A 25,132-nucleotide genomic window follows, 5' to 3' on the forward strand; every position below is an offset into this window, starting at 1 on the left:
GCGCGCATTGGCGCGCAGGGGTCTTCGGTGATGCTCATCAGGGTGCCCTCCACGTGACTCAGGATGATGCCGGCGAATGCGCCAGGATACGTTGCCGCGCGACCCGTCCTCGCCGGCAACGTGGTTCGATCAGGCCGGCGCGCCGTCCGCCTGCCGGACCGAGTGTGTCTGCAGATACGCCTCCAGGCGTGCGCGCCCGGCCGCGTCGATGCGCAGGCCGAGTTTGCTGCGGCGCCACAGGATGTCGTCGGCAGTGACGGCCCACTCGTGGGCACGCAGGTAATCCACCTCGGCCTGGTACAGATCGGCGCCGAAGTGCGTGCCCAGGGCGGCGATGTCCTGCGCCTGGCCCAGCAGCTGCTCCGCACAGGTGCCGTAGTTGCGCACCAGCCGCTGCGCGGTCGGCGCCGGCAGCCATGGGTATGCGTTGCGCACGCGCTCGAGCAGGCTGGCGATATCGCGTTGTTCGCCGCCGGGCAATGCATCGCCGCGCGCGGTCCATGCCGGCTTGCGGGCACCCAGCGCCTGGGTGAGGCGGTCGACCGCTTCTTCGGCCAGCTTGCGATAGGTGGTGAGCTTGCCGCCGAACACGTTGAGCAACGGTGCGCCGTCGGTAAGCACTTCCAGCTGGTAATCGCGGGTGACTTCGGCGGCGTTGTCCTCGGCATCGTCCAGCAGCGGACGCACGCCGCTATAGCTCCACACCACATCGCTGGGGGCGATCTGCTGCTGGAAATACAGGTTCACCGCATCGCACAGGTACTGCACTTCGGCCGCATCGATGCTGGGCGCAGCGGGGTCGGCCTGGTAATCCACGTCGGTGGTGCCGATCAGGGTGAAGTCGTGCTCGTACGGGATGGCGAATACGATGCGCCGATCCGGTTGCTGGAAGATGTAGGCGTGGTCGTGGTCGAACAACTTGGGCACCACGATGTGGCTGCCCTTGACCAGGCGCAGTGCGTGCTTGTGCGGCACTGCGGCGACCTTGTCCAGGAACGACACCGCCCACGGCCCGGCCGCATTGGCCAGCGCACGCGCCTGCACGGTGCGGCGGCGGCCGTCCCGGTCTTCCAGCTCGGCATACCAGAAGCCTGCATCGCGCCAGGCACCGACGCAGCGTGTGCGGGTGCGGATCTGTGCGCCACGCCTGGCGGCGTCCATCGCATTGAGCACCACCAGCCGCGCATCCTGCACCCAGGCATCGGAGTACACGAAGCCGGTGCGCAGCGATTCCTGCAGCGGCTGGCCAATCGGGTGCGTGCGCAGCGATAGCCGGCGCGAGCGCGGCAGGCTGCGCTTGCTGCCACCGAGATGGTCGTACAGGAACAGGCCGGCGCGGATCATCCAGGCCGGGCGCAGATGCGGTTGATGCGGCAGCAGGAAGCGCAGCGGCCAGATGATGTGCGGAGCCAGCCGCAGCAACACCTCGCGCTCGGCCAGCGCCTTGCCGACCAGCGCGAACTCGTACTGCTCCAGGTAGCGCAGGCCACCGTGAATGAGCTTGGTGCTGGCGCTGCTCGTATGCGCAGCCAGATCGTCCTGTTCGCACAGGCACACCGACAGGCCACGCCCGGCCGCATCGCGGGCGATGCCGACCCCGTTGATGCCGCCGCCTATCACCAGAAGATCGTATGTCTCGCCCATCGGTGTCTCCGTCCGGGCGCGCCAGTAGCGAACCCAAGTTGTCATGTTCGAACATATTCGAACATCAAACCTTCTCGGGACGTGAAGAACCGTGAGGCCTGGGAGCTACGCGAATAAAGAGTAAATTGGCCTATCGAAGCCGCAATTTCGATAGCCAGAGCGGATCATTAGGGCGATCAGATCGGCACGCCGCACCGCAAACGCACAAAAACGAACAATTGGCTCAGCCGGCGTCGCCAGGCTCGGCCAGATGCACGCGGGTGGCGGCCTCGGCCAGCACGGCGGCCAGTTCCTGCGGCGGCGGTCGGTCGGTGAACCAGTCGTGCACCTGGGCGATCGTGCCCAGTCGCACCATGGCGTTGCGGCCGAACTTGCTGTGGTCGGCGGCCAGCAGCACCTGCCGCGAGTGCTCGATGATGGCCTGGGCCACGCGCACTTCCTGGTAGTCGAAATCCAGCAGGGTGCCGTCCAGATCGATGCCGGAAATGCCGATCACCCCGAAGTCCACCTTGAACTGCCGGATCAGCTCTACCGTCGCCTCGCCGGTCACGCCCTGGTCGCGGCCGCGCACCACGCCACCGGCCACGATCACCTCGAAGCTGGGGTTGGCACTGAGCATCACCGCCACGTTGAGGTTGTTGGTGATCACGCGCAGGCCGCGGTGCTGCAGCAAGGCGCGCGCGACCTCTTCGTTGGTGGTGCCCAGGTTGATGAACAACGAGGCATCGTCGGGAATGAAGCGGGCGACCTGCGCGGCGATGTGCTGCTTCTCGCGCGCCTGCAGCGCCTTGCGCGCGGTGTAGGCCAGGTTTTCCACGCTCGAGGGCATGCTGACGCCACCGTGATAACGGCGCAGCACGCCGGCATCGCACAGCAGGGTCAGGTCGCGACGGATGGTCTGCGGCGTCACCTCGAAGCGCGTCGCCAGCCCTTCCACCTCGGCAAAGCCCTGCTGCCGCACCAATGCCACCAATTGTTCCTGGCGCGGGTTGAGTGCCGGCGCCGGGACCGTCCTGTAGTGAGTCGACTCCATGCGCAGATGATCGCGCATGCGCGTGAGGATGCAAACACGCGCTGCGCGAGCGCCGGCGTGTGGATGGCTGCGCTCAGCCCAGCTCGCCGCGGTAGCCGGTATCGATGCTGATGCTGCCGCCCACCGCGCGCGAGACGCAGGCGCACAGCTTGCGGTTCTCGCGGCGCTGTTCGTCGCTGAAGAACACATCGCGGTGATCGATATCGGCCGCGCTGTCCAGCACCTCGACCGCGCACAGCCCGCATTCGCCGCGCCGGCATTCGGCAATCAGCTCGACTCCGGCGTCGGCCAGCGCATCCAGCATCGATTCGTTCTCGGCCACCGGCACTTCCAGGCCGAGCCCGGGCAGCTTGACCACGAACGCCTGCGCCGGCACCCGCCCGCTGTTGCCGAAGGTTTCGAAGTGCAGCCGCGCGCGCGGACGTCCGGCGGCATGCCAGTGCTGGCGCACCGCCTCGAGCATGCCGAGCGGGCCGCACACGTACACCTCGGCATTGGGCGACAGCCGCGCCAGCTCGGCGGCAAGATCCGCCGGGCCGGCGCCGTCGTCGCATTGCAGCTGCAGGCGCTCGCCCAGCAGCGCTTCCAGTTCGTCGACATAGGCCATCGCACGGCGCGTGCGCCCGGCATACAGCAGGCGGAACGCGCGATGGCGGCGCGCCAGCCGCTGCGCCATGCCGATGATCGGGGTGATGCCGATCCCGCCGGCGATCAGCAGGATCTCCTCGCCGCCCTCGTCCAGCGCGAAGTTGTTGCTGGGCGGGGAGATTTCCACCACATCGCCGGGCTGCAGCGTCCACATGTGCCGCGAGCCGCCGCGGCTGTCGGGCATCTGCCGTACCGCGATCTGGTAGTAGCCATCGGCACGCGGCTCGCCCACCAGCGAGTACGAGCGCACGTCGGCGCGGCCATGCAGTTGCACGCGAAAATCCAGATGGCTGCCGACCTCGAAGCCGCGCGCCGCGGTGCCCGGATCGAGCACGATTTCGCGCACGCCCTCGCAGGCGTCGGCAATGCTGACCACGTGGGCGCGGTGCCACTGGGTGTCTTTACGCATGGGGAACTCCAGGCAGAGGGGTGGGCCGGCTGCTGCCGGCAGTGGCGGGATGGGCGCGGCCGATCAATGCGCCGCCGCGCACCTGGGTGATCGCCGCCGGGGTCTGCAGCACGTGGCGCAGATTGCGATGGGCCAGCCGTGCGTGTTCGCGCATCAGCGCTTCAGCGCGCGCGCTTTGACGGTCTTCGATGGCCGCCAGGACTTCGCGGTGCTGGTCCTGCGCCAGGGTCAGGATCAGCCGCGCCTCGGCGCTGGTGGTCTGCGCCATGACCAGGCTGTTGGGCGAGGCGAACGGCAGCTGCAGCACGCGGGTGAGCTCGCGGCCCAGCACATCGCTGCCGGCCATGGCCACCAGCAACGCGTGGAACTGCGCATTGGCCTGCACGTACGCGCTGAAGTCGATGGCGTGCAGCGGCGAGCCGACGATGCGGTCGAGCGTATCCAGCAACTGGCGTGCCTGGGCCAGCGCCGCGGCCGATGCCCCGCGCTCGGCCGCCATGCGTGCGGCCAGGCCTTCGAGCGTGCCGCGCAGTTCAATCGCATCGTGCACATCGCGTTCGCTGAAGGCCTGCACCGCATAGCCGCCGCCGGGCAGTGCGCTGGCCAGGCCTTCTTCGCACAGCCGCTGCAACGCGGCGCGCACGGGCGTGCGCGACATGCCCAGCCGCTGCACCACCGCCAGCTCGGACAGGCGCGTTCCGGCCGGCAGGGTGCCGTCGAGGATCAGTTCGCGTAGCGACAGCAGTGCGCGCGTGGTCTGCGCGGCACTGCTGCGAAACGGGGTGGCGGGTGACATGGAAACCTCCGATGCAGTGCTCAGCCCACCATGCGCAGCGACAGTTCCTGCGCGCGCTGCTCCTGGGCGATCAGCCGATCGATCACGCGGCGCGCCCACATCCCGCCGGCATCGACGTTGAGGTTGTAGAAGGTGTGATCCGGATGCGCGTCGATGGCGCGTTGCTGCGCTTCCAGCACCGCCTCGTCCTCGCCGAACACGCCGGTGACGCCCGCACGGGTCAGCGTGGTCAGCGATTGGTCGTGCAGCGCGTAGTTGCGCATGAACGCCCAGAAGTAGTGGCAGGTGGTGTCGGTTTCGGGCGTGATGGTATTGAGCACGTAGCCGTTGACACCCTGGCTGCGGTCGCCCTCCGGCGCACCGGTGCCGGCGATGGCCACGCCGACGTCGATGGCGATGGTGCCGGGCGCTTCGAAGCGGATGATCTGCCAGCGGTCGACCTTGCCGCGGTAATCCAGATGGCGCGCGATCTGGCTGGCCCAGAATGGCGGCGCGTCGATGTTGCGCATCCAGCGCGACACCACCACCGAGCGGTCGCCATGCATCACCTCGAACGGCGCTTCGGCGATCTCGTCCTGGCCGATGCTGGAGCCATGCACGAAGGTCTCGTGGGTCAGGTCCATCAGATTGTCCAGCACCAGCCGGTAGTCGCACTTGGCATAGATGGTGCGGCCATCGCCGGCCCAGGCCGGATCGTGCGCCCAGTGCAGGTCGGGAATCAGGCGGGTGTCGGCCTGCGCCGGGTCGCCGGGCCAGATCCACACATAGCGATGCTTTTCGGCCACCGGAAAACTGCGCACGCACGCGGAGGGATTGATGGTCTCCTGCGAGGGCATGTGCACGCAGCGGCCCTGGCTGTTGTAGACCAGCCCGTGGTAACCGCACACCACATCGTCGCCGCGCAGCTTGCCCATCGACAGCGGCACCAGGCGATGCCAACACGCATCTTCGAGCGCGATCACCGCCCCGGCAGTGGTGCGATAGACCACCACATCCAGGTTGCAGACCTTGCGCGGGGTCAGCGCGTGCTTGATCTCGTGGTCCCAGGCGACGGCGTACCACGCATTGAGGGGAAACAGCTGCTTGGACTGGGACATGACCGTGGCTCCTGGGGTTTGTATACAACCTGGGGTGCGGATCGGCAGCGGTGCGCCGGCTGGCGACCAGTTGACGCGCATGCCGGCGCTGGCGTCTGCTTGCAAGCGAAGTTATGTATACACCGGAGACAATGTTGGAGCGTCGGTCGCTCGCCGAAATTGTGCGATTATCGAATTGATGCACCGATAATCGCATTGACCGGGCCGTGCAGCTGCGCCTAACGTGACCACACGCTCGCTGTGCAGGACCGAAGCAATGGCCCAGATCGTCCCCCTTTCAGAAGCGGTGTCCCAGCTGATCGCCGATGGCGACTGCGTGGCGATGGAAGGCTTCACCCATCTGATTCCGCATGCGGCCGGCCACGAGGTGATCCGCCAGCGCAAGCGCGACCTGCACCTGGTACGCATGACCCCGGACCTGATCTACGACCAGCTGATCGGCGCCGGTTGTGCGTCGGCATTGCGGTTCTCGTGGGGCGGCAATCCGGGTGTCGGCTCGCTGCACCGGCTGCGCGATGCGGTCGAACATGCGTGGCCGCAGCCGCTGCAGATCCGCGAACACAGCCATGCCGACATGGCCAACGCGTATGTGGCCGGTGCCTCGGGCCTGCCGTTCGCGGTGCTGCGCGGCTATGTCGGCTCGGACCTGCCGCGCGTCAACGACAGCATCAAGTTCCTGCAATGCCCGTACACCGGCGAGACGCTGGCCACCACGCCGGCGGTCAAGCCCGATGTCACCGTGATCCATGCGCAGCAGGCCGACCGCCGCGGCAACGTGCTGTTGTGGGGCATCCTGGGTGTGCAGAAGGAAGCCGCGCTGGCGGCGCGCAAGGTGATCGTCACGGTGGAAGAGATCGTCGACACGCTGGATGCGCCGCCCAATGCCTGCATCCTGCCGCGCTGGGTGGTCGATGCGGTCTGCCACGTGCCCGGCGGTGCGGCACCGTCGTACGCGCACGGTTATTACGCCCGCGACAACCGCTTCTACCTGGCCTGGGATGCGATTGCGCGCGACCGTGCACGCTTCCAGGCCTGGATCCAGACGCACATTCTCGACACCGAGGACTTTGCCGCGTTCCAGCGCGTGTACGCGCAATCGCTGCTGCAGGTGGCCGCATGAGCGACTACAGCACCAACGAGATGATGACCGTGGCGGCGGCGCGGCGCCTGCCCGATGGCGCGGTGTGCTTCGTCGGCATCGGCCTGCCGTCCACCGCCGCCAACCTGGCGCGGCTGACGCATGCGCCGGATGTCACCCTGATCTACGAATCCGGCCCGATCGGCGCGCGCCCGGAAGTGCTGCCGTTGTCGATCGGCGACGGCGAGCTGGCCGAAACCGCCGACACCGTGGTCTCCACGCCGGAAATCTTCCGCTACTGGCTGCAGGGCGGGCGCGTGGACGTGGGCTTCCTGGGCGCGGCGCAGATCGATCGCCATGCCAACCTCAACACCACGGTGATCGGCCCATACGACGCGCCCAAGACACGGCTGCCCGGCGCGGGCGGCGCGCCGGAGATCGCGGCCAGCGCCAAACAGGTGTTCATCATCATTCGCCAATCCAGACGCAGCTTCGTGCCCGCGCTGGACTTCATCACCACGGTCGGGCATCTGGACGGTGGCGATGCGCGGCAGCGCGCCGGCCTGCCCGGCGCCGGCCCCACCGTGGTGGTCACCGACCTGTGCGTGATGGAGCCCGATCCGGTGACCCGCGAACTCACCGTCACCGCGCTGCACCCCGGCAGCACCCGCGAGCAGGTGAGCGCGGCCACCGGCTGGCCGATCCGCTTCGCCGCCGATCTGGCGCAGACCACCCCGCCCAGCGCTGCGGAACTGCAGGCGCTGCGCGCGCTGCAGGCACGCACCGACGCCGCGCATGGCAAGCAGGCAGCCGGAGCCGAGGCATGAGCGAGGTCTATCTGATCGATGGCATCCGCACGCCGATCGGCCGCTACGGCGGCGCGCTGGCCGGCGTGCGCGCCGACGACCTGGGCGCGATACCGATCGCCGCGTTGATGGCACGCAATCCGCAACTGGGGCCGGCACTGATCGACGATGTGTACCTGGGCTGCGCAAATCAGGCTGGCGAGGACAATCGCAATGTCGCGCGCATGAGTCTGTTGCTGGCGGGGCTGCCCAGCTCTGTGCCAGGCAGCACGCTCAATCGCCTGTGCGGCTCGGGGCTGGATGCGGTCGGCACGGTGGCGCGCGGCATCCGTGCCGGCGAGCTTGGCCTGGCGATCGCCGGCGGGGTCGAATCGATGACCCGCGCGCCGTGGGTCATGGGCAAGGCCGAGAGCGCGTTCGCGCGCACGCAACAGCTGGAAGACACCACCATGGGCTGGCGGTTCATCAATCCGCGCCTGAAGGGTGCCTATGGCGTGGAGCTGATGGGCGAGACCGCGGAGAACGTGGCACAGCGGCACGCCATCGCGCGCGAAGACCAGGATGCGTTCGCGCTGCGTAGCCAGCAACGCGCCGCCGCCGCACAGGCGGCCGGTTTCTTCGATGCAGAAATCACTCCGGTGCCGGTGGCCGCACGCAAAGGGGGCGAGGCGACCGCGGTCGATCGCGACGAGCATCCACGCCCGAACACCACCGCCGAGATGCTGGCCAAGCTCAAGCCGGTGTTCCGCCAGCCCGGCACGGTGACGGCCGGCAATGCGGCCGGTCTCAACGATGGCGCTGCCGCCCTGTTGCTGGCATCTGCGCAGGCCGTGCACGCGCATGGGCTGACCCCGCGTGCACGCGTGCTCGGCTTCGCCTCGGCGGGTGTGGAGCCGGCCTATATGGGCATCGGCCCGGTACCGGCCACGCAGCGCCTGCTGGCGCGCCTGGGCCTGCGCATCGAGCAGTTCGATGCAATCGAGTTCAATGAAGCCTTCGCCGCGCAAGTGCTGGCCTGCACGCGCGCGTTCGGCCTGGCCGACGATGCCGCGCACGTCAACGCCAATGGCGGCGCCATCGCGCTGGGTCATCCGCTGGGCATGAGCGGTACGCGGCTGGCGCTGACCTTGTTGCGGCAACTGGAGGCGGGCAATGGGCGGCTTGGGCTGGCCAGCATGTGCATCGGGGTCGGGCAGGGCGTGGCGCTGGCGATCGAGCGCGTGTAGTGCGCCGATTGCAACCGCCGCCGCCAAGACCGCACACCCACGTTTTGATCCTGCCGTAGCGCAACCGATGGAGATCCCGCATGCGCGACCCCAGCTCTGACACGTCGATCGATCCGCTGCTCGGCTATCGCCGGCCGCGGATCGGCACACAGCCGGCCTACCTGCATCTGCCCTACGCATCCACCGCATTGCGCGGCCCCACGCGTGCGCCGATCGATATCCCGGCCACGCTGTCGGAAGTCACCGGCCCGCAATTGAATCGGCTCACCCTGGGCGAGCATGCCGCCGACCTCACCGCCGGCTTTGCGGGCGAGCCATTGGGCGAGCGCATCATCGTGTCCGGTCGCGTGCTCGACGAAAATGGCAAGCCGGTGCGCAACAGCGTGGTCGAGGTGTGGCAATGCAATGCCGCCGGCCGCTATCAACATGCCGGCGACCGGCATGACGCACCGCTGGATCCCAACTTCCGCGGCACCGGCCAGGTGCTCACCGACGACCATGGCCGCTACGCCTTCAAGACCATCAAGCCGGGCGCGTATCCGTGGCGCAATCACTACAACGCCTGGCGGCCGGCGCATATCCATTTTTCGCTGCATGGCGATGGCATCGGGCAGCGGCTGATCACCCAGATGTACTTCCCCGGCGACCCCTTGCTGGCGCACGACCCGATCTACAACTGCGTGGACGATGCGCAGGCGCGCGAACGCATGGTGTCCAGCTTCGACTGGGAAAACGCGGTGAGCGAATACGCGCTGGCCTACCGCTTCGACATCGTGTTGCGCGGTCGCAAGCAAACGGTCTGGGAGTGAATCGATGAGCCTGCACACCACCCCGTCGCAAACCGTTGGCCCGTATTACCGGCTCGGGCTGGAGCCGCTGTATCGCGCGCAACTCGCGCCTGCGCAGGCCGTGGGTACACACGTGCAGGTCAGTGGTTGCGTGTTCGATGGCGCCGGCGTCCCGGTGGCCGACGCAGTGCTGGAGCTGTGGCAGGCCGATGCGGCCGGCATCTATGCGCATCCCGCCGATACGCGCTGCCAGGCGCACGATCCCGGCTTCGATGGCTGGGGCCGCGTGCCGACCGACGCGCAGGGGCGATTTTCCTTCAGCACCGTCAAGCCGGGCCAGGTCGCCGGGCCGGACGGCAAGCAGCAGGCAGCGCATCTGACCGTGCTGGTCTTCATGCGCGGGCTGTTGCGCGGCGTGTCGACGCGGCTGTACTTCGCCGACGATCCGCAGCTGGGCAGCGACCCCATCCTGGCCCTGGTGCCGGCCGAGCGCCGTAGCACGCTGCTGGCGCATTCGCGCGGTGGCAGCGATTACGTGTGGGACATCCATATGCAGGGCGATGCGGAAACGGTGTTCTTCAACTATTGATCGCGCGGTCGGTGCGCGGGGTGCCATGCATGGTTGTCTCCGTGCGAGCAGCACGCCTGCACCTGCGTGCAGGTGCGGTGCAGCTGTCGCCGCGCGCCGGGCAGGCAGGTGCCAGCGCGCGCTGCCCTCGGTGATCCATCGTGATCGCGTGGTAACCGCGCGCAATGCCGTGATCCCGCCGCGACACGCCTTGTCCAAACGTGCAGCACGCATGACCCGCACCGATCACCACGCGTGCACACCACCCGGCACCGCGCACGCCAGTTGGCACTCTTGCGCATCGGTGCCATGCTGCCGGCACGCCACCAGAGGCCATGCATGACTGCGACGTCTTCCCTGTTGGGATCCCTGTTTGGCGAGCCGGCCTGCGACGCGCTGTTCGACGACGCGGCGCGGGTGCAGGCAATGCTGCACTTCGAATCCGCGCTTGCCCGCGCGCAGGCGCAATGCGGCGTGATTCCCGCCGAGGCCGCGCAGGCCATTGCGGCCGCATGCGACGTGCAGCATTACGATCTGGCCGCGCTGGCCCAGGCCACCGCACTTGCCGGCAACCCCGCCATTCCATTGGTCAAGGCGCTGACCGCGCGCGTGGCCACCCACGATGCGCAGGCCGCGCGCTGGGTGCACTGGGGCGCCACCAGCCAGGACGTCATCGACACCGGCACGGTACTGCAGCTGCGCGCCGCGCTCGACCTGCTGCTGCCACGCCTGCAGGGCCTGTGCGCCGAGTTGGCTGCGCTGGCCGCGCGCGAACGCAACACCGGCCTGCCCGGACGTACCTTGTTGCAGCAGGCGGTGCCGGTCACGTTCGGGCTCAAGGTCGCCGCCTGGCTGGATGCGCTGCAGCGCGCGCACCAGCGCCTGCAGGCCCTGCAGCACGATGGCCTGGTGCTGCAGTTCGGGGGCGCTGCCGGCACGTTGGCGTCGTTGCAGGAGCACGGTCTGGATGTCGCCCAGGCGCTAGCAACCACGCTGGCGCTGCCGTTGCCCGCGATGCCGTGGCATACCGCACGCGATCGCCTCGTCGAGGTCGGCTGCGCGTTCGGCCTGCTGGCCGGCACGTTGGGCAAGATCGGCGGCGATGTGGTGCTGCTGATGCAGTCGGAAGTCGGCGAAGTGTTCGAGCCGGCCGCAGCCGGCAAGGGCGGCTCCTCGGCGATGCCGCACAAGCGCAATCCGGTCTCCAGCGTCGCCGCGGTTGCTGCTGCCACCCGCGTGCCCGGCCTGGTGGCGACCTTGTTCAGCGCGATGGCGCAGCCGCATGAGCGCGCCGCCGGCCAATGGCATGCCGAATGGGAGACCTTGCCGCAGATCGTGTGCCTGACCGCCGGCAGCCTGGCGCAGATGCAAGGCTGCCTGACCGACCTGCAACTGGACCGCGAGGCCATGCGCGCGCACCTGCACAGCCATGGCGGCGCGTTGTATGCCGAGGCAGCGGTGTTTGCGTTGGCACCACGGCTCGGCAAGCCGCAGGCGCATGCGCTGGTCGAACAGGCGGTGGCACGCGCCCAGGCGCAGCAGCGCCATCTGCGCGAGGTGCTCGGCGACGACGCGCAGGTGAGCGCGGTACTCACGCAGGCGCAACTGCAGGCGGTGTTCGATGTGGACAGCTGGCGCGGCATGTCCTCGGTCTGGATCGATCGCGTGCTGGCTGCTTCTTCATCCCGCTGACGGTGCTCCGATGGCTTATCTCCAGTTGCCCACGCATCGCCTGCACTACCGCCTCGACGGCACCGAGGGCCGCCCCTGGCTGACCTTCTGCAACTCGCTGGGCACCGACCTGCACATGTGGGATGTGCAGATCGCCGCGTTTGCGCCGCATTACCGCATCCTGCGCTACGACCGCCGCGGCCATGGCGATTCGGACACGCCGTCCGGCCCGTATCGGGTTGCCGACCTGGGCCAGGACGTGCTGGCGCTGTGGGATGCGTTGCAGATCGCGCAGAGCGACTTCTGCGGCCTGTCGATCGGCGGACTCACCGGGCAATGGCTGGGCCTGCATGCGCCGCAGCGCCTGCGCCGGCTGGTGGTGTGCGCCACCGCGCAGAAGATCGGCAGCAGCGAGAGCTGGAACGCGCGCATCGAGCAGGTGCGCAGCGAAGGCCTGCCGGGGCTGGTCGATGCCACCTTGCAGCGCTGGTTCACGCCACCGTTTGCCATCAGCCATGCGCAGCGCCTGGACATGATCGTGGCCGCCTTCGTCTCGACATCGCCGCAGGGCTATATCGCCTGCTGCCAGGCGGTGGCCGACGCCGATTTCCGCGGCGCGCTGGACACGCTGGAGCTGCCACTGCTCGCACTGGCCGGCGACGACGACCCGGTCTGTCCGCCGGCCGATCTGCGCGAGATCGCCTACGCCGCCCCGCACGGCCACTACGCACAGGTACCCGGCCGGCACATCTGCAACCTGGAGTCGCCGGCCGCGTTCAACCATAGCGTCCTGGGCTTTCTGCAGGCCGACCACGTGTGACCCTCCGCCCGGCCAGGCAGCTGCCGGACGCATGCAGCCGTCACCCCGATCCGGCACACACGACGCTCGGCATTCCCGCTCATGCGTTGCATCTGCGCCAGCTGACCACGGCCAGCTGCCTGTCGCCAGCGACATCAATCGCAACCAATGCCCCTGATATCCCAGCGCTTGCCCTGTGATCGCCGCCAGCACTCCGATTCCCAATTCCCGATTCCCACGCAGGAGAGATTTCCGATGCACGAAGACGAGCGTTACCAGGCGGGCTTGCGCGAGCGCCGCCGCGTCCTGGGCGATGCGCATGTCGAGCGCTCGCTGGCTGCACGCACCGAGTTCACCGACGAGTTCCAGACGCTGATCACCCGCTACGCCTGGGGGACCATCTGGACCCGCGATGGCCTGCCCGCGCACACCCGCTCGCTGCTGACCCTGGCGATGATGGTGGCGCTGGGCCACGACGAGGAGTTCAAGCTGCACGTGCGCGCCGCGCGCAACAACGGCGTCACGCCCGAGCAGATCAAGGAGGTCCTGCTGCAGGCCGCGGTCTATTGCGGCGTGCCTGCCGCCAACCATGCCTTCGCGCTGGCCAAGCCCATCCTCGAGGAGCAGGCCGGCGAAGAACAGCCGGTGCGCGAAGGCTGACGGCCACGGCGACGCGTGAGTGCAGCAGGCACGCTGCGTTGGCGCGGCATGCGGCGCAAATGCGACCGGTTCGGTTGGCTGTGTCCCTGGCCTGCACTCAGGGCACGCCGGGCAGGGTGGCGATCCAGCGCGCGCACTGCGTTGCACCCTGGCCGTCCCGTAGGCACATCGCCGCTGATGACATCGCCCATCTACGACGGGATGATGCACGTGCCGCAACGGACCACCGCTTCCGTTCGCACAGGACATTCCCATGAGGTTGCCGATGCTGCTGCGTACCGTTTGTCTGCTTTTGCTGCTGCTCACCGTATCCGGGCTGCAGGCACAACCGCATCCCGGGCCAGGAACCGAGCTGGCGCAGGTGCGCGCCGACGATGGCCAGACGCTGGCGGTGTGGTCGCGCGTCCCGGCGCAGCCGCGCGGCACGATCCTGCTGGTGCATGGGCGCACCTGGAGTGCGTTGCCCAATTTCGATCTGCAGGTTGCCGACGAGCCGCGCGATGCGCGCTCGGTGCTGGCGGCATTGGCGCAGGCCGGCTATGCCGCCTACGCGGTCGATCTGCGCGGCTACGGCGGCAGTGCGCGCGATCGCAGCGGCTGGAACACGCCCGCGCGCGCCGTGGCCGATGTCGATGCGGTGCTGAGCTGGGTTGCCCACCAGCACCCGCAGCTGCCGCCGCCGGCGCTGGTCGGTTATTCCAATGGTGCGCGGGTGGCGCTGCTGATCGCCCAGCAACATCCGCAGGCAGTGTCGGCGCTGGTGCTGTACGGCTTCCCGGACGATGTCGACGCAGCGCCCGACACCACCCCGGCGCCGGCACAGCCATTGCGTGCGCGTACCACGGCCGCGGCGGCCGGCGAGGATTTCATCACCGCCAACGCCGCACCGCCTAGCGTGCGTGCGGCCTATGTGGCGCAGGCGGTATCGGCCGACCCGGTGCGTACCGACTGGCGCGCGATGGAGCAGTTCGCCTTCCAGCCCGAGCAAGTGACCACGTTGCCGGTCTTGCTGCTGCGTGGCGTCGACGATCCCATCGCGACCCAGGCGGACAACGCGCACCTGTACGCACGCCTGCGCAGCGAAGACCGCAGCTGGGTCACGCTGCCGCACGCCGATCACGTGGCGCATGTCGAGGACACCCATGCCGCCTGGGTGGATGCGGTGGTGAGCTTCCTGCGCCGGCCGCGCTGAGCGCGCCCGCCACCCACTAACTCAACAATGCACCCAGCCGCTGCGCCGCCTGCTTCAACGGCTCCAGCAGCGTCTGCATCGTCTGCAGGCTCACGCGCCCGGCCTGGGCGCCGATGTTGAGCGCGGCGATCACCTCGCCGCGCAGGTTGCGCACCGGCACCGCGATCGAGCGCAGGCCGATTTCCAGTTCCTGGTCGGTCAGGCACATGCCTTCGCGGCGCGTGCGTGCCAGCACTTCCAGCAGTGCAGATGCCTGGGTCACGGTGCGGTCGGTGCGCGGGCGCAGCGTGGTGCGCTCCAGGTACGCCTGCAGAGTGTCGCCGGGCAGGGCGGCCAACAGGACGCGGCCCATCGAGGTGCAGTAGGCCGGCAGGCGTGTGCCCGGGCGCAGCCCGATCGACATGATGCGCACCGTCTCGGCACGCGCCACGTACAGCAGGTCGTCGCCGTCCAGCACGCCCAGCGAGCAGGATTCGTGCAACTGGTCGCGCAGCCCGTCCAGCACCGGCTGCGCCGCCGCGGTCATCGACGAAGACGCCGCATACGCACCGCCGATCCCCAGCACGCGCGGCAGCAGCACGTAGCCGCGGCCCTGCTCGCCGACATAGCCCAGCCTGGCCAGGGTATGCAGCACCCGCCGCACCGCGGCACGCGAGATGCCGGTTTCCAGGCTGATCTGCGACATCGTCACCTCGCGCGCGTGCTGGGCGAACACGCTCAGCACCACCAGCCCGCGGCCCAGCGAGGTCATGAAGTCCGGGTCGCCCTGGGCGGCGGCGATCTGCTGCATCAGCTCATGCGGCAGGCCGCGTTCGCTCCCGGCGGTGGCCACGGTGATGGTGGGTTTGCGGCGGCTGGAGGCGGGCTCGGGCATCGGATCGCAGCTTGGACGGGTCCGTGCATGGTAAGCGCTCACGCCGATACATGCCCCCGGTCGCAGCTTGCGCCTGGACATGTAAGCGCTTCACCCTGGTTGCCGCATAATCGTTGCTGGTTTGTTTCGGATCGGTCTCCTTAGTCCATGAAAACCCCCAAGGGCCTGCAACCGCTGATCGACGACGGCATCATCGACGAAGTGTTGCGACCACTGAAGAGCGGCAAGGAAGCATCCGTCTATGTGGTCAGTACGGGCGCCGACATCCTGTGCGCCAAGGTCTACAAGGACATGGCGCAACGCAGTTTCCAGGCGCGCGTGCAGTATCAGGAAGGCCGCAAGGTGCGTGGCAGCCGCCAGGCGCGCGCGATGGGCAAGGCCACCAAGTTCGGCCGGCGCGAAGCCGAGACCGCATGGAAGAACACCGAAGCCGAGGTGCTCTATCAACTGATGGACGCCAGCGTGCACGTGCCTAAGCCGCGCGGCTATTTCCACGGCGTGCTGCTGATGGACCTGGTCACCGACGAGGCCGGCCACAGCGCACCGCGGCTGGGCGAGGTGGACCTGGAGCCGGAGCAGGCGCGCAGCTTCCACACCAGCCTGATCGGCGATGTGGTCAAGATGCTGTCGCTGGGCCTGGTGCACGGCGACCTGTCCGAATACAACGTGCTGGTCTCGCCCGAGGGCCCGGTGCTGATCGATTTCCCGCAGGTGGTCAGTGCTGCCGGCAACAACGCCGCACGCGACATGCTGCTGCGCGATGTGCACAACCTGCGCGACTGCCTCGGCCGCTTCGCCCCGGAGTTGCTGGACACCCATTACGGCGAAGAGATGTGGGCGCTGTTCGAAAAGGGCGAGCTGCGCCCGGACAGCGTGCTGACCGGCCGCTTCAAGTTCGACACCCGCCGCGCCGACGTGCGTGCCATCCGCGCCTCGATCGAGGACGCACGCCAGGAAAACCTCATCCGTCAGCAGGGCCGCGAGGCCGCTGCCGAGGACGACGACTAGGCCGCTGTTGCGTTCGCGCGCGATGCGGCGTCACAGCAGCGACACAGTTGGCGCGCATGCCGGCATGCATCGCTCACGACTGTCATGCAGGTGCGTGCCGATGCAGGCGCGCAGCCACGATGCAGTGCAGCAAAAAACCAACAGATGCTGATGATGCGACTGTTCGCCAGGCATCGCCATGGCAGGCGCATGCATCGGCAGCACGGGGTTTTTGCGGTACTGCCGCGCATCTCCGGCACCGCCATTGAAATAATTGATGGCGTTGAATGGTGATTGATCATAAGTATCTGGCAGGCTCAGCCATCGTCTCCTGGAGAGTCCGCCATGTCGTTTGATCCCGATGTCGTGCGCCTGTTCGCCCAGCTTCAACACGCCGCTCAACCACCGATGGAAACCCTGCCGATCGAGGGCGCGCGCGCAATGATGCGTGCACTCGGCACGCAGCTGGGCTTTTCGCGTGTGGAGATGGCCGAGGTGCGCGACCTGCAGGCCGGCACCGCTGCCGGCCCGGTGCGTCTGCGTCTGTATCGCCCGTCCGGGCTGGCTGCCGGTCCGGCCCCGACCTGCCTGTTCGTGCACGGCGGCGGCGGTGTGGTGGGCGACCTCGACTCCCACGACGACGTCTGCCGGCAACTGGCGGCGCGCGCCGGCTGCCAGCTGCTGGCGGTCGACTATCGCCTGGCGCCGGAACATCCCGCGCCGGCCGGCGTGGAGGACGTGATTGCGACCCTGCACTGGCTGGTTGCCCAGCCCGATGCGGTCGGTGCCGACGTGCAGCGCCTGGCCGTGGCCGGCGACAGCATCGGCGGGGCCATGGCCGCAGTCGCGGCGCTGGCCGCGCGCGATGCTGGGATCGCGTTGCGCTGCCAGGTGCTGGTGTATCCGCTCACCGATGCGCGCGAGGACAACGGCCAATACCCGTCGCGATCACATAACGCCGGCCTGCCGCCGCTGACCACAGAGGCAGTGCGCTTCTTCAATCGTCATCTGTTGCCCGACCAGGCCATTGCACAGGACTGGCGCGTCTCGCCGATGCTGGTGCCGGAGGTGGCCGGCGTTGCGCCCGCACTGGTCATCGTGGGCGAGCGCGACATGCTCTACGACGAAGGCCGCAGCTATGCCGAACGCCTGCGCGCCGCCGGTGTGGAAGTCACCCTGCACAGCTTTCCCGGCATGATCCACGGCTTCATCAATATGGGCGGCGTCCTGCGCGCCGCCGGCGAAACGCTGGAGATGGCAGCGCTGCTGCTGCGCCAGCGCTTGCTGCCCGCCGTCGAGCGCAGGGCGGCATAAGGGCGTGCGGTAGGCGTGCCATGCGCGCGCTGCCGCAGCGCTGCGGCCATGCCCGCATGTGGATCACCGCGCGAGGGAAAGACGACGATGCAGGCTTGCAGGTACGCAAGTCTTGCGGGCTGCCAGCAGGCTCAGAAGTTGAAGCGGAACGTGGTCATCAGCACGTGGTTTTCGCGGTCCACGGTGCTGGTGTTGACGAACTGATTCAGATAGCCGACGTCGACATTGGCAACGTCGTTGAACTTCCAGTTGATGCCGACGAAGACACGGTTCTGGTCGAGACCGCGTCGGGCGCCCCACTCGGTGTGGTCGAGATTGACGAACAGTTCGTTGAAGGCCACCCACGACAGTTGCGCAGACAATGCGCTGGGCCGGACCGCCCTGATCATCTGGCGCACCCGATACCCCTCGTCGCTGAAACCTTCGCGGTGCCGCTGCTCCAGGCGGGTGCGACTGGTGATGGTGATATTGGCAATCGGATCGAACTGATATTGAAACTGCCCCCACCAGCGATTTTCGCGGTTGGAGGATTGCCCGGCCGGGTGGCTGATGATGGTGTCGTAACCCATCCAGACACTGGCCTTGGGAGTGAACCGGTAAAACACCGCAGGGCGCAGGATCAACTGGTCGAACTGTTCGCCCTCTTCGCGCCAGCGTGGATGCACATCCATGCTCCAGTACAGGTTTTCGACCGGCAGCTTGCCCTGGGCATACACGCTCAGCCAGTAACGCCCGTCTTCCTCGGTCTGCGCGGCCGCTTGCGAGGTGCCGCCCAGCATCAGCAGCAGGGCGGGGCAGGCGATCCGGTAGCTGGCCGTCAGCAGCGCGCGCAGTCTGTTCATCGTCAGGAAGTCGTCGGTGGTGCCGGAGCATACCAACTCGTTCGCGACCTCCATCGCGCTTTTCGGCACCGCCGCTGCGATACCGGCGTGTTGCTTCGCTTGCGGCGACATGCCGTCGCGCCATGACATCCGCTGACAAACATTCACGCGTGTGCCGCGTGTAAACGCATGCGTCCGAACAGGCAGCCGCCATGCAGCTGCCCACGCACCGGCGAGCGCTTACGCCACCTGGCTGCGGCGCGCCCGCTCCAGATGCACCAGCAGCAACGAGATCGCCGCCGGCGTCATGCCGGCAATGCGTTGCGCCTGGCCGATGCTTTGCGGGCGCACGCGCTCGAGTTTCTGCTGCACCTCGATCGACAGCCCGCGCACGCCGGCATAATCGAATCCATCCGGAATCGGCGTGGTTTCGTGGCGCTGCTGGCGTGCGATGTCGTCGCGCTGGCGGTCCAGGTAACCGGCGTATTTGACGCTGATCTCCACCTGCTCGGCCACCTGCGCATCGTCCACGCCCGGTCCCAGCGTCGGCACGCGCATCAGCGCGGCGTAATTGAGTTCGGGGCGCTTGATCAGGTCCAGCACGTTGGTTTCGCGGCTCACCGCCACGCCCAGGGTCTGGGCCACTTCGCGGCCCAGTGCATTACCCGGGGTCGCCCACAGCACCGACAGGCGCGCGCTTTCGCGCTGCACCGCCTCCTGCTTGGCGGAGAAGCGCGCCCAGCGCGCATCGTCGACCAAGCCCATCGCGCGGCCGACGCCGGTGAGGCGCGCATCGGCGTTGTCCTCGCGCAGCTGCAGGCGGTATTCGGCGCGGCTGGTGAACATGCGATACGGCTCGGTGGTGCCGTGGGTGATCAGATCGTCCACCAGCACGCCCAGGTAGGCCTCGTCGCGGCGCGGCGACCACGCCGGCAAGCCCTGCACATGGCGCGCGGCATTGAGCCCGGCCAGCAGGCCCTGTGCGGCGGCCTCCTCGTACCCGGTGGTGCCATTGATCTGCCCGGCGAAGAACAACCCGCCCACCGCCTTGGTTTCCAGCGAGGCCTTGAGCCCGCGCGGGTCGAAGAAGTCGTATTCGATCGCATAGCCGGGGCGGGTGATATGCGCCTGTGCAAACCCGTGGATCGAGCGCACCAATGCCAGCTGCACGTCGAACGGCAACGAGGTGGAGATGCCGTTGGGGTAGATCTCGGCCACTTCCAGGCCTTCGGGCTCGACGAAGATCTGGTGGCTGCTCTTCTCGGCAAAGCGCACCACCTTGTCTTCGATCGACGGGCAGTAACGCGGGCCGATGCCCTCGATCTGCCCGGAATACAGCGGCGAGCGATGCAGCGCGCTGCGGATGATGTCGTGGGTCTGTTCGGTGGTCTGGGTGATCCAGCAGCTGACCTGGCGCGGGTGATCGCCGAGCTGGCCCATGAATGACATCACCGGCAGCGGATCGTCGCCGGGTTGTTCGGCCATCACGCTGTAGTCGAGCGTGCGCCCGTCGATGCGCGGCGGGGTGCCGGTCTTGAGCCGGTCGATCGCGAACGGCCGCTCGCGCAGACGCGCGGCCAGCGTGGTGGCCGGCGGGTCGCCCATGCGTCCGGCCGCGTACTGGGTCTCGCCGACGTGGATCTTGCCGGCCAGGAAGGTGCCGGCGGTCAGCACCACCGAAGGCGCTTCGAAGCGCAGCCCGGTCTGGGTGATCACGCCGCGCACGCTGTCGGCTTCGGCGGCGCCGTTGTGGATGATCAGATCGTCCACCGCCGCCTGGAACACGGTCAGGTTGGGCTGCGCCTCGACGATGCGGCGGATGGCGTTGCGGTAGAGGTTGCGGTCGGCCTGGCAACGGGTGGCGCGCACCGCTGGCCCCTTGGAGGCATTGAGCGTGCGCCACTGGATGCCGGCCTGATCCGCCGCCCGTGCCATCGCCCCGCCCAGCGCGTCGATTTCCTTGACCAGATGGCCCTTGCCGATCCCGCCGATGGCCGGGTTGCAGCTCATCGCGCCCACCGTCTCGATGTTGTGGGTCAGCAGCAAGGTGCGCGCACCGGCGCGCGCGGAGGCCAGCGCCGCCTCGGTGCCGGCATGGCCGCCGCCGATCACGATGACGTCGTAGCGATAGAAGGAGTCGGACATGGGCGTGGACCAGGAGCAGAAGGAGGTTGGCGGCCGCGAAAGTATCGGCTGAAGGGCGATTAAGGTGACTCGACGGATAAAAATGTGATGTAAATCACATTATCGAACACTGGCTCTCAAGTTGGCATGTTCCGTGCGGATATCCCTAGTGCACCCGTCGTGGCATTGCGACATGGGCGCAAGGCTGGAATTGGAACAGGGGCCAGCCACGCGTGCGATGGGGTAGCGTAAGGGTCGGTAGTCGGGGGACTGCCGACCCTTATTTTTTTTCCGCGCTCCACCGCCCGCCGCAGCCCTGGCTGCTCGAACGGGGTGCCCAGGCGCGCCAGAGCGGACCGCACGACAAAAACATAAAGCCCCGGCATGCCGGGGCTTTATGCGTTGGAGGCGCCGATATCCGACAGGGCCGGAACAGGGGGGATCCAGATTTCCCTGTCGGACATCGACATAAGTCGGTCAGTGCGCCCGGCCGGGTCAAAACATGACGTGGCGGGTCACACAGAGCGCCTAGCTTGCGACCAAGTGCCGGCTGAACGCAAGCCCCCAACATCGCCATTTGTGGGCCACGTCGCAGTCAGCAACTCAGGGAATCTGCTCACGCGTATTGCGCGGCGCGGTCTGCCGCTGAATCTCGCGGATCACTCGCGGCGGCGCACCGATACGAGGTGGCCGCGACGGCGGAGCGCCAGTCGCCGGTGGGCGATTGGGCTGTTGCGGGCGCGGGCCGTTGGGACGGGGCCCATTGTTGAACGAGCCGTGCGGACGTGGCGGCCGGTACTGCGGGCGGCGATCGTTCTGGCGGTAGTAATAGCCACCGCGGTAGACCGGATACGCCGGGTAGTCGTACAGCCCGATCGAACCGGCGCCGTAAGGGTAACCGTAGGGGTTGCCGTAGAAATATGGCGAGTACCCCGGCGGGTAGCGGTACTGCACCGCGGGCGCGCCGCGGTAATAGCCGCCCGACCCCGCACCGGTGTAGTCGTAGGTTGCGCAGCCGCCCAGGGCCAATAGCCCGGCGGCGAAGATCAGACGGAATTTCATGGATGGTGCCCTCCTGCAACCATGGTGTCACTTTCGAACCGATGCATTGAATCGGTCCTTAACTGTGCCGCAATGTGGTGCTTCTGCATCGATCCAGCATGCGCGGGTGCCGCGCGTGCAGCCGTGAAGGCGGGGACGATACGTTAATCTTGCAGGCATGATCGAGACGGTCCCGCTTGCCCATTCTGACGTCCTGCAAGCTGCTGCGCGCATCGCGCCGCAGTGCGTGCCGACACCGCTGCTGACCTCGCACAGCCTGGATACCCTCTGCGGTGCGCAGCTGTTCTTCAAGGCCGAACACCTGCAGCGCAGCGGCGCCTTCAAGTTCCGTGGCGCCTGCAACGCGGTGTGGTCGTTGCCGGAGGAGCTGGCCGCGCGTGGGGTGGTCACCCATTCGTCCGGCAATCACGGCGCCGCACTCGCGCTCGCCGCGCGCACGCGCGGGATCGGCTGCCACGTGGTGGTGCCCGAAGGCGCGGTGGCCGCCAAGCTGGCCAATATTTCCCGTCACGGCGCCACGCTGTGGCGTTGCGCGCCCACCATCGCGGCGCGCGAGCAGATGTGTGCCGACGTCCAGGCCGGCAGCGGCGCGACGCTGGTGCATCCGTATACCGACCCGGCGGTGATCGCCGGGCAGGGCACCGCCGCGCTGGAGCTGCTGCTGCAGAGCGGCGGGCTGGATGTGCTGGTGGCACCGGTCGGCGGCGGTGGGCTGGCCGCCGGCACTGCGCTGGCGCTGCAATCGGCGCCGGGCTGTGCGCTGGTGCTGGCCGAGCCGAGCGGGGCGGCCGATACCGCGCGCTCGCTGGCGGCCGGCGAGCGCCTGGTCGACTTCGTGCCCGACACGCTCTGCGACGGCCTGCGCGGCACCCTGGGGGCGCCAAATTTCGCAGTGTTGCAGGCCGCCGGCGCGCAGGTGATCACCGTGGACGATGCGGCGGTGGTGCAGGCGATGCGGCTGATCTGGCAGGTGCTCAAACAGGTGGTGGAGCCGTCCTCGGCGATTGCGCTGGCAGCGGTGCTGGCCGACCCGGCGCGCTTTGCCGGGCGGCGGGTCGGGCTGATCCTGTCCGGGGGCAATGTCGATCTGGATGCGCTGCCGTGGGCCGCGGCGTGAGCAGGCGGTCGCGTGGGATCGGTCTGTGGGGCTGGTGCTGGCGCCTGTGCATGCTGACGCTGATCTGGCTGGTGGGCGTGGCCGGCTGGATCGTCTGGGTCGGCGATCGCGACCAGGCCGCGCCGGCCGACGTGATCATCGTGCTGGGCGCGGCTGCCTACGACGCGCGCCCTTCGCCGGTGTTCGAAGAGCGCATCCGGCATGCGCTGGACCTGTACGCGCAGGGCTACGCGCCGCGGCTGCTGTTCACCGGCGGCTTTGGCAATGGCGCGCGCTTTGCCGAATCGCAGGTGGCGCGGCGCTACGCGCTACGCCACGGCGTACCGCCGGAGGCGATCGTGATCGAGACGGTCTCGCGCACCACCCGGCAGAATCTGCAGCAGGCACGCGCGCTGATGGACCGGCACGGCATGCACCGGGCGATCATCGTCAGCGACCCGTTGCACATGGCGCGCGCGCTGCGGCTGAGCGATGAGCTGGGGATGGACGCGCTGGCCTCTTCCACGCCCAGCACGCGCTTTCGCAGCTTCCACACCAGCTGGCGCTTCCTGCTGCAGGAGGTCTATTACTTCCATCGCGACCTGGTGGTGCAGGGCGCCTGACGCCGGGTATGCCTCAGGGCAGGCGTGTTGAAGCGCAAAACGCGCTCTATGATGCGGCTTTCCCAGCGGCAGGTTCGAGCATGAGCGAGCGCAATCGGCAACACGCCACCGGCCTGGTCCAGGCCTATTACGCGGCATTCAACCGCAGCGATTGGGACGCCATGCTGGCGTTCCTGGCCGAGGACGTCGCGCACGACCTCAACCAGGGCCCGCGCGAGATCGGCCGGGCGGAATTTGCCGCCTTCCTGCAGCGCATGAACGACAGTTACCGCGAGCAGCTGCGCGACATCGTGATCACCGCCAACGAGGATGGCACCCGGGTCGGTGCCGAGTACGTGGTGCACGGGGTTTACCACACCACCGACGAAGGCCTGCCGGAAGCCAATGGGCAGACCTATGTGCTGCCGGGCGGCGCGTTCTTCGATGTGCGCGACGGCAGGATCACCCGCGTCACCAACTACTACAACCTGCAGGAATGGATCGCGCAGGTGTCGCGCTGAGCGCATCGACCGCCACGGCGTAGGCGCGCACCCGGGCGCGATGAGGCGTTACCGGCGATGCCTGGTCGCGCCCGGGTGCGCTCCTACGTGATTGGTGCGGTGTTGCGGCCGGAGCTGTGCCTATGTAGGAGCGCGCTTGCGCGCGATGGGGCGTTACCGGCGATGCCTGGTCGCGCCCAGGTGCGCTCCTACGTGGGTGGGGGTTACAGCAACACGATCCCGACCACCACCAGGATGAAGATGCCCCACTTGAGCGTCTGGTACAGCGGGTTGTTGCGTTCCTTCAACGCCTTGGCCTTCAGGCGCGCGGCATAGAAATAGCGGAACACGCGGTTGATGCCGCCGGTCTTGTCGCCTTCCTGATTGGGCGAGGCACCGGCCGAGAGCAGGCTGCGACCGACGAAGCGGTTCACCGCCGCGGCCCAGCGCCAGCGCATCGGGCGCTCGATGTCGCAGAACAGGATGATGCGGTCCTGGTCGGTGTCGTTGCGCGCGTAGTGGATGTAGGTCTCGTCGAACATCGTCCACTCGCCGTCGCGCCAGCTATGGCGCTGCCCGTCGACATCGATGAAGCAGCGGTCGTCGTTGGGCGTGGCCAGCCCCAGGTGCAGGCGCATGGACCCGGCGAACGGGTCGCGGTGCGGGCGCAGTTCGCTGCCCGGCGGCAACTCGGCGAACATCGCGGCCTTGACCGTGGGGATGGACTTCAGCAACGCAGTGGTCTGCGGGCACAGTTCGGACGCCGACGGGTGCGCGGTGCCGTACCACTTCAGATAGAAGCGCTTCCAGCCACGGCGGAAGAACGAGTTGAAGCCGATGTCGGTGTAGCCGTCGGCAGCGCGGATCTTCTGCATCTGCTGCAGCGCCACCGCTTCATCGCGGATCAGCGGCCAGTTGGCGCGCAGCGGCGCCAGCTCCGGAAATTCCTTGCCGGGATCGATGAACGGCGTGGTCGGCACGCGCGAACACAGATACATCAGCGTGTTGATCGGCGCCATGAAGGTGGAATGGTCCAGCAGCTGCCGGCTGAGCCGGTGCCGCACACGACCGCGGTAATGGATGTACAGCGCCGATGCGATGAACAGCGCGATGATGAGCCACTTCAACATTGGGAAGGCCGATTGGGGAACGGGGGCCGCAAACCTAAGAGCGGCTATCAAAACGTCAGTGCAGCAGCCGGGCGGGGGCGCTGCCGGTACTCGGAACCGGCATGTACCACGCGTACATGCAGATTCCTGCGCGCCGTCTGCAGCTACCTGACGGCTGCGTGCTGCGTTTTGCTAGCCACGCCGGTTCAGGCGTCGAAAAGGCAAGCC

At 68.0% G+C, this 25,132-nt stretch carries 25 protein-coding genes and 1 other RNA gene; 15 read left to right on the forward strand and 11 right to left on the reverse strand.

What is annotated here, in order from left to right; translation table 11 throughout:
• Positions 1 to 129: 129 nt before the first annotated feature.
• The 5 genes from glpD to ACCQ04_RS01940 all read right to left on the reverse strand — a co-directional run bounded on the left by glpD (position 130) and on the right by ACCQ04_RS01940 (position 5,627).
• Positions 130 to 1,644: a glycerol-3-phosphate dehydrogenase gene (glpD, locus tag ACCQ04_RS01920; protein ID WP_226426972.1), complete on the reverse strand. Its 1,515-nt coding sequence runs from the start codon at positions 1,642 to 1,644 to the stop codon at positions 130 to 132.
• A gap of 223 nt (positions 1,645 to 1,867) precedes the next feature.
• Positions 1,868 to 2,695, reverse strand: coding sequence for a DeoR family transcriptional regulator (locus ACCQ04_RS01925; protein ID WP_226426971.1), 828 nt, complete (start codon positions 2,693 to 2,695; stop codon positions 1,868 to 1,870).
• Between the two features lie 55 nt (positions 2,696 to 2,750).
• On the reverse strand, positions 2,751 to 3,734 hold the full coding sequence (locus ACCQ04_RS01930) for a PDR/VanB family oxidoreductase (protein ID WP_046345406.1): 984 nt from the start codon (positions 3,732 to 3,734) through the stop codon (positions 2,751 to 2,753).
• Entirely contained in the window at positions 3,727 to 4,530 is an 804-nt protein-coding gene (locus tag ACCQ04_RS01935) for a GntR family transcriptional regulator (protein ID WP_039816637.1), read from the reverse strand. Before ACCQ04_RS01935 ends, ACCQ04_RS01930 begins: the two co-directional genes overlap by 8 nt.
• A 20-nt stretch (positions 4,531 to 4,550) precedes the next feature.
• On the reverse strand, positions 4,551 to 5,627 hold the full coding sequence (locus ACCQ04_RS01940; protein WP_016904721.1) for an aromatic ring-hydroxylating dioxygenase subunit alpha: 1,077 nt from the start codon (positions 5,625 to 5,627) through the stop codon (positions 4,551 to 4,553).
• A 256-nt stretch (positions 5,628 to 5,883) separates the two neighbouring features.
• Between ACCQ04_RS01940 and ACCQ04_RS01945 the strand changes: the two genes are divergently transcribed.
• The 9 genes from ACCQ04_RS01945 to ACCQ04_RS01985 all read left to right on the forward strand — a co-directional run bounded on the left by ACCQ04_RS01945 (position 5,884) and on the right by ACCQ04_RS01985 (position 14,415).
• Positions 5,884 to 6,747 (forward strand): CoA transferase subunit A, encoded by an 864-nt coding sequence (locus tag ACCQ04_RS01945; protein WP_024938793.1) that lies wholly within the window; start codon positions 5,884 to 5,886, stop codon positions 6,745 to 6,747.
• Positions 6,744 to 7,532, forward strand: coding sequence for a CoA-transferase subunit beta (locus ACCQ04_RS01950; RefSeq protein WP_039517333.1), 789 nt, complete (start codon positions 6,744 to 6,746; stop codon positions 7,530 to 7,532). The genes ACCQ04_RS01945 and ACCQ04_RS01950 overlap by 4 nt, the downstream gene beginning before the upstream one ends.
• A complete protein-coding gene (gene pcaF, locus ACCQ04_RS01955) occupies positions 7,529 to 8,737 on the forward strand; it encodes a 3-oxoadipyl-CoA thiolase (RefSeq protein ID WP_226426970.1) in 1,209 nt (402 codons plus the stop codon). Before ACCQ04_RS01950 ends, pcaF begins: the two co-directional genes overlap by 4 nt.
• An 80-nt stretch (positions 8,738 to 8,817) precedes the next feature.
• Positions 8,818 to 9,546, forward strand: coding sequence for a protocatechuate 3,4-dioxygenase subunit beta (gene pcaH, locus ACCQ04_RS01960; RefSeq protein ID WP_024938790.1), 729 nt, complete (start codon positions 8,818 to 8,820; stop codon positions 9,544 to 9,546).
• Positions 9,547 to 9,550: 4 nt separating this feature from the next.
• Complete coding sequence (pcaG, locus tag ACCQ04_RS01965) at positions 9,551 to 10,114, forward strand: protocatechuate 3,4-dioxygenase subunit alpha (protein WP_226426969.1); 564 nt, start codon at positions 9,551 to 9,553, stop codon at positions 10,112 to 10,114.
• 318 nt (positions 10,115 to 10,432) lie between these two features.
• On the forward strand, positions 10,433 to 11,785 hold the full coding sequence (locus tag ACCQ04_RS01970; protein WP_104569222.1) for a 3-carboxy-cis,cis-muconate cycloisomerase: 1,353 nt from the start codon (positions 10,433 to 10,435) through the stop codon (positions 11,783 to 11,785).
• A gap of 10 nt (positions 11,786 to 11,795) precedes the next feature.
• On the forward strand, positions 11,796 to 12,584 hold the full coding sequence (gene pcaD, locus ACCQ04_RS01975) for a 3-oxoadipate enol-lactonase (RefSeq protein WP_226426968.1): 789 nt from the start codon (positions 11,796 to 11,798) through the stop codon (positions 12,582 to 12,584).
• A 234-nt stretch (positions 12,585 to 12,818) separates the two neighbouring features.
• The gene (pcaC, locus tag ACCQ04_RS01980) at positions 12,819 to 13,223 is read left to right on the forward strand and encodes a 4-carboxymuconolactone decarboxylase (RefSeq protein ID WP_184432373.1); all 405 of its coding nucleotides are present in this window, start codon (positions 12,819 to 12,821) and stop codon (positions 13,221 to 13,223) included.
• A 265-nt stretch (positions 13,224 to 13,488) separates the two neighbouring features.
• Positions 13,489 to 14,415: an alpha/beta hydrolase gene (locus ACCQ04_RS01985; RefSeq protein WP_226427146.1), complete on the forward strand. Its 927-nt coding sequence runs from the start codon at positions 13,489 to 13,491 to the stop codon at positions 14,413 to 14,415.
• Between the two features lie 16 nt (positions 14,416 to 14,431).
• On the opposite strand, the gene ACCQ04_RS01990 is transcribed toward ACCQ04_RS01985, so the two are convergent.
• Positions 14,432 to 15,289, reverse strand: a complete 858-nt coding sequence (locus ACCQ04_RS01990) for an IclR family transcriptional regulator domain-containing protein (RefSeq protein ID WP_226426967.1) — start codon at positions 15,287 to 15,289, stop codon at positions 14,432 to 14,434.
• Positions 15,290 to 15,436: 147 nt separating this feature from the next.
• On the opposite strand from ACCQ04_RS01990, the gene ACCQ04_RS01995 reads away from it, so the two are divergent.
• Complete coding sequence (locus tag ACCQ04_RS01995) at positions 15,437 to 16,297, forward strand: PA4780 family RIO1-like protein kinase (protein ID WP_039528778.1); 861 nt, start codon at positions 15,437 to 15,439, stop codon at positions 16,295 to 16,297.
• A 30-nt stretch (positions 16,298 to 16,327) separates the two neighbouring features.
• Here the strand turns inward: ACCQ04_RS01995 and ACCQ04_RS02000 are convergent, their stop codons facing one another.
• Positions 16,328 to 16,666, reverse strand: coding sequence for a hypothetical protein (locus ACCQ04_RS02000; protein WP_126965388.1), 339 nt, complete (start codon positions 16,664 to 16,666; stop codon positions 16,328 to 16,330).
• Between ACCQ04_RS02000 and ACCQ04_RS02005 the strand changes: the two genes are divergently transcribed.
• Complete coding sequence (locus ACCQ04_RS02005; RefSeq protein WP_226426966.1) at positions 16,622 to 17,590, forward strand: alpha/beta hydrolase; 969 nt, start codon at positions 16,622 to 16,624, stop codon at positions 17,588 to 17,590. The two genes, ACCQ04_RS02000 and ACCQ04_RS02005, sit on opposite strands and share 45 nt — an antisense overlap.
• Before the next feature lie 131 nt (positions 17,591 to 17,721).
• Here the strand turns inward: ACCQ04_RS02005 and ACCQ04_RS02010 are convergent, their stop codons facing one another.
• The 3 genes from ACCQ04_RS02010 to ACCQ04_RS02020 all read right to left on the reverse strand — a co-directional run bounded on the left by ACCQ04_RS02010 (position 17,722) and on the right by ACCQ04_RS02020 (position 21,597).
• The gene (locus ACCQ04_RS02010) at positions 17,722 to 18,432 is read right to left on the reverse strand and encodes a DUF2490 domain-containing protein (protein ID WP_102580317.1); all 711 of its coding nucleotides are present in this window, start codon (positions 18,430 to 18,432) and stop codon (positions 17,722 to 17,724) included.
• 219 nt (positions 18,433 to 18,651) lie between these two features.
• Complete coding sequence (gene mnmG, locus ACCQ04_RS02015) at positions 18,652 to 20,556, reverse strand: tRNA uridine-5-carboxymethylaminomethyl(34) synthesis enzyme MnmG (protein WP_226426965.1); 1,905 nt, start codon at positions 20,554 to 20,556, stop codon at positions 18,652 to 18,654.
• Positions 20,557 to 21,138: 582 nt separating this feature from the next.
• Complete coding sequence (locus ACCQ04_RS02020) at positions 21,139 to 21,597, reverse strand: hypothetical protein (protein ID WP_024938779.1); 459 nt, start codon at positions 21,595 to 21,597, stop codon at positions 21,139 to 21,141.
• Between the two features lie 157 nt (positions 21,598 to 21,754).
• Between ACCQ04_RS02020 and ACCQ04_RS02025 the strand changes: the two genes are divergently transcribed.
• From ACCQ04_RS02025 to ACCQ04_RS02035, 3 genes are all read left to right on the forward strand, one after another.
• Positions 21,755 to 22,714, forward strand: a complete 960-nt coding sequence (locus ACCQ04_RS02025; RefSeq protein ID WP_154831291.1) for a pyridoxal-phosphate dependent enzyme — start codon at positions 21,755 to 21,757, stop codon at positions 22,712 to 22,714.
• The gene (locus ACCQ04_RS02030; protein WP_049818085.1) at positions 22,699 to 23,316 is read left to right on the forward strand and encodes a YdcF family protein; all 618 of its coding nucleotides are present in this window, start codon (positions 22,699 to 22,701) and stop codon (positions 23,314 to 23,316) included. Before ACCQ04_RS02025 ends, ACCQ04_RS02030 begins: the two co-directional genes overlap by 16 nt.
• Before the next feature lie 80 nt (positions 23,317 to 23,396).
• Positions 23,397 to 23,816, forward strand: coding sequence for a nuclear transport factor 2 family protein (locus ACCQ04_RS02035; RefSeq protein WP_167708276.1), 420 nt, complete (start codon positions 23,397 to 23,399; stop codon positions 23,814 to 23,816).
• Between the two features lie 203 nt (positions 23,817 to 24,019).
• On the opposite strand, the gene lpxO is transcribed toward ACCQ04_RS02035, so the two are convergent.
• On the reverse strand, positions 24,020 to 24,925 hold the full coding sequence (gene lpxO / locus ACCQ04_RS02040) for a lipid A hydroxylase LpxO (protein ID WP_016903250.1): 906 nt from the start codon (positions 24,923 to 24,925) through the stop codon (positions 24,020 to 24,022).
• A 101-nt stretch (positions 24,926 to 25,026) separates the two neighbouring features.
• On the opposite strand from lpxO, the gene ACCQ04_RS02045 reads away from it, so the two are divergent.
• A non-coding RNA gene (locus tag ACCQ04_RS02045) (sX9 sRNA) lies at positions 25,027 to 25,102 on the forward strand.
• Positions 25,103 to 25,132 lie beyond the last annotated feature (30 nt).

This window comes from Xanthomonas sp. NCPPB 2866 (assembly GCF_041475745.2).
In the GTDB taxonomy this organism is placed as follows: Bacteria; Pseudomonadota; Gammaproteobacteria; order Xanthomonadales; family Xanthomonadaceae; genus Xanthomonas; species Xanthomonas arboricola.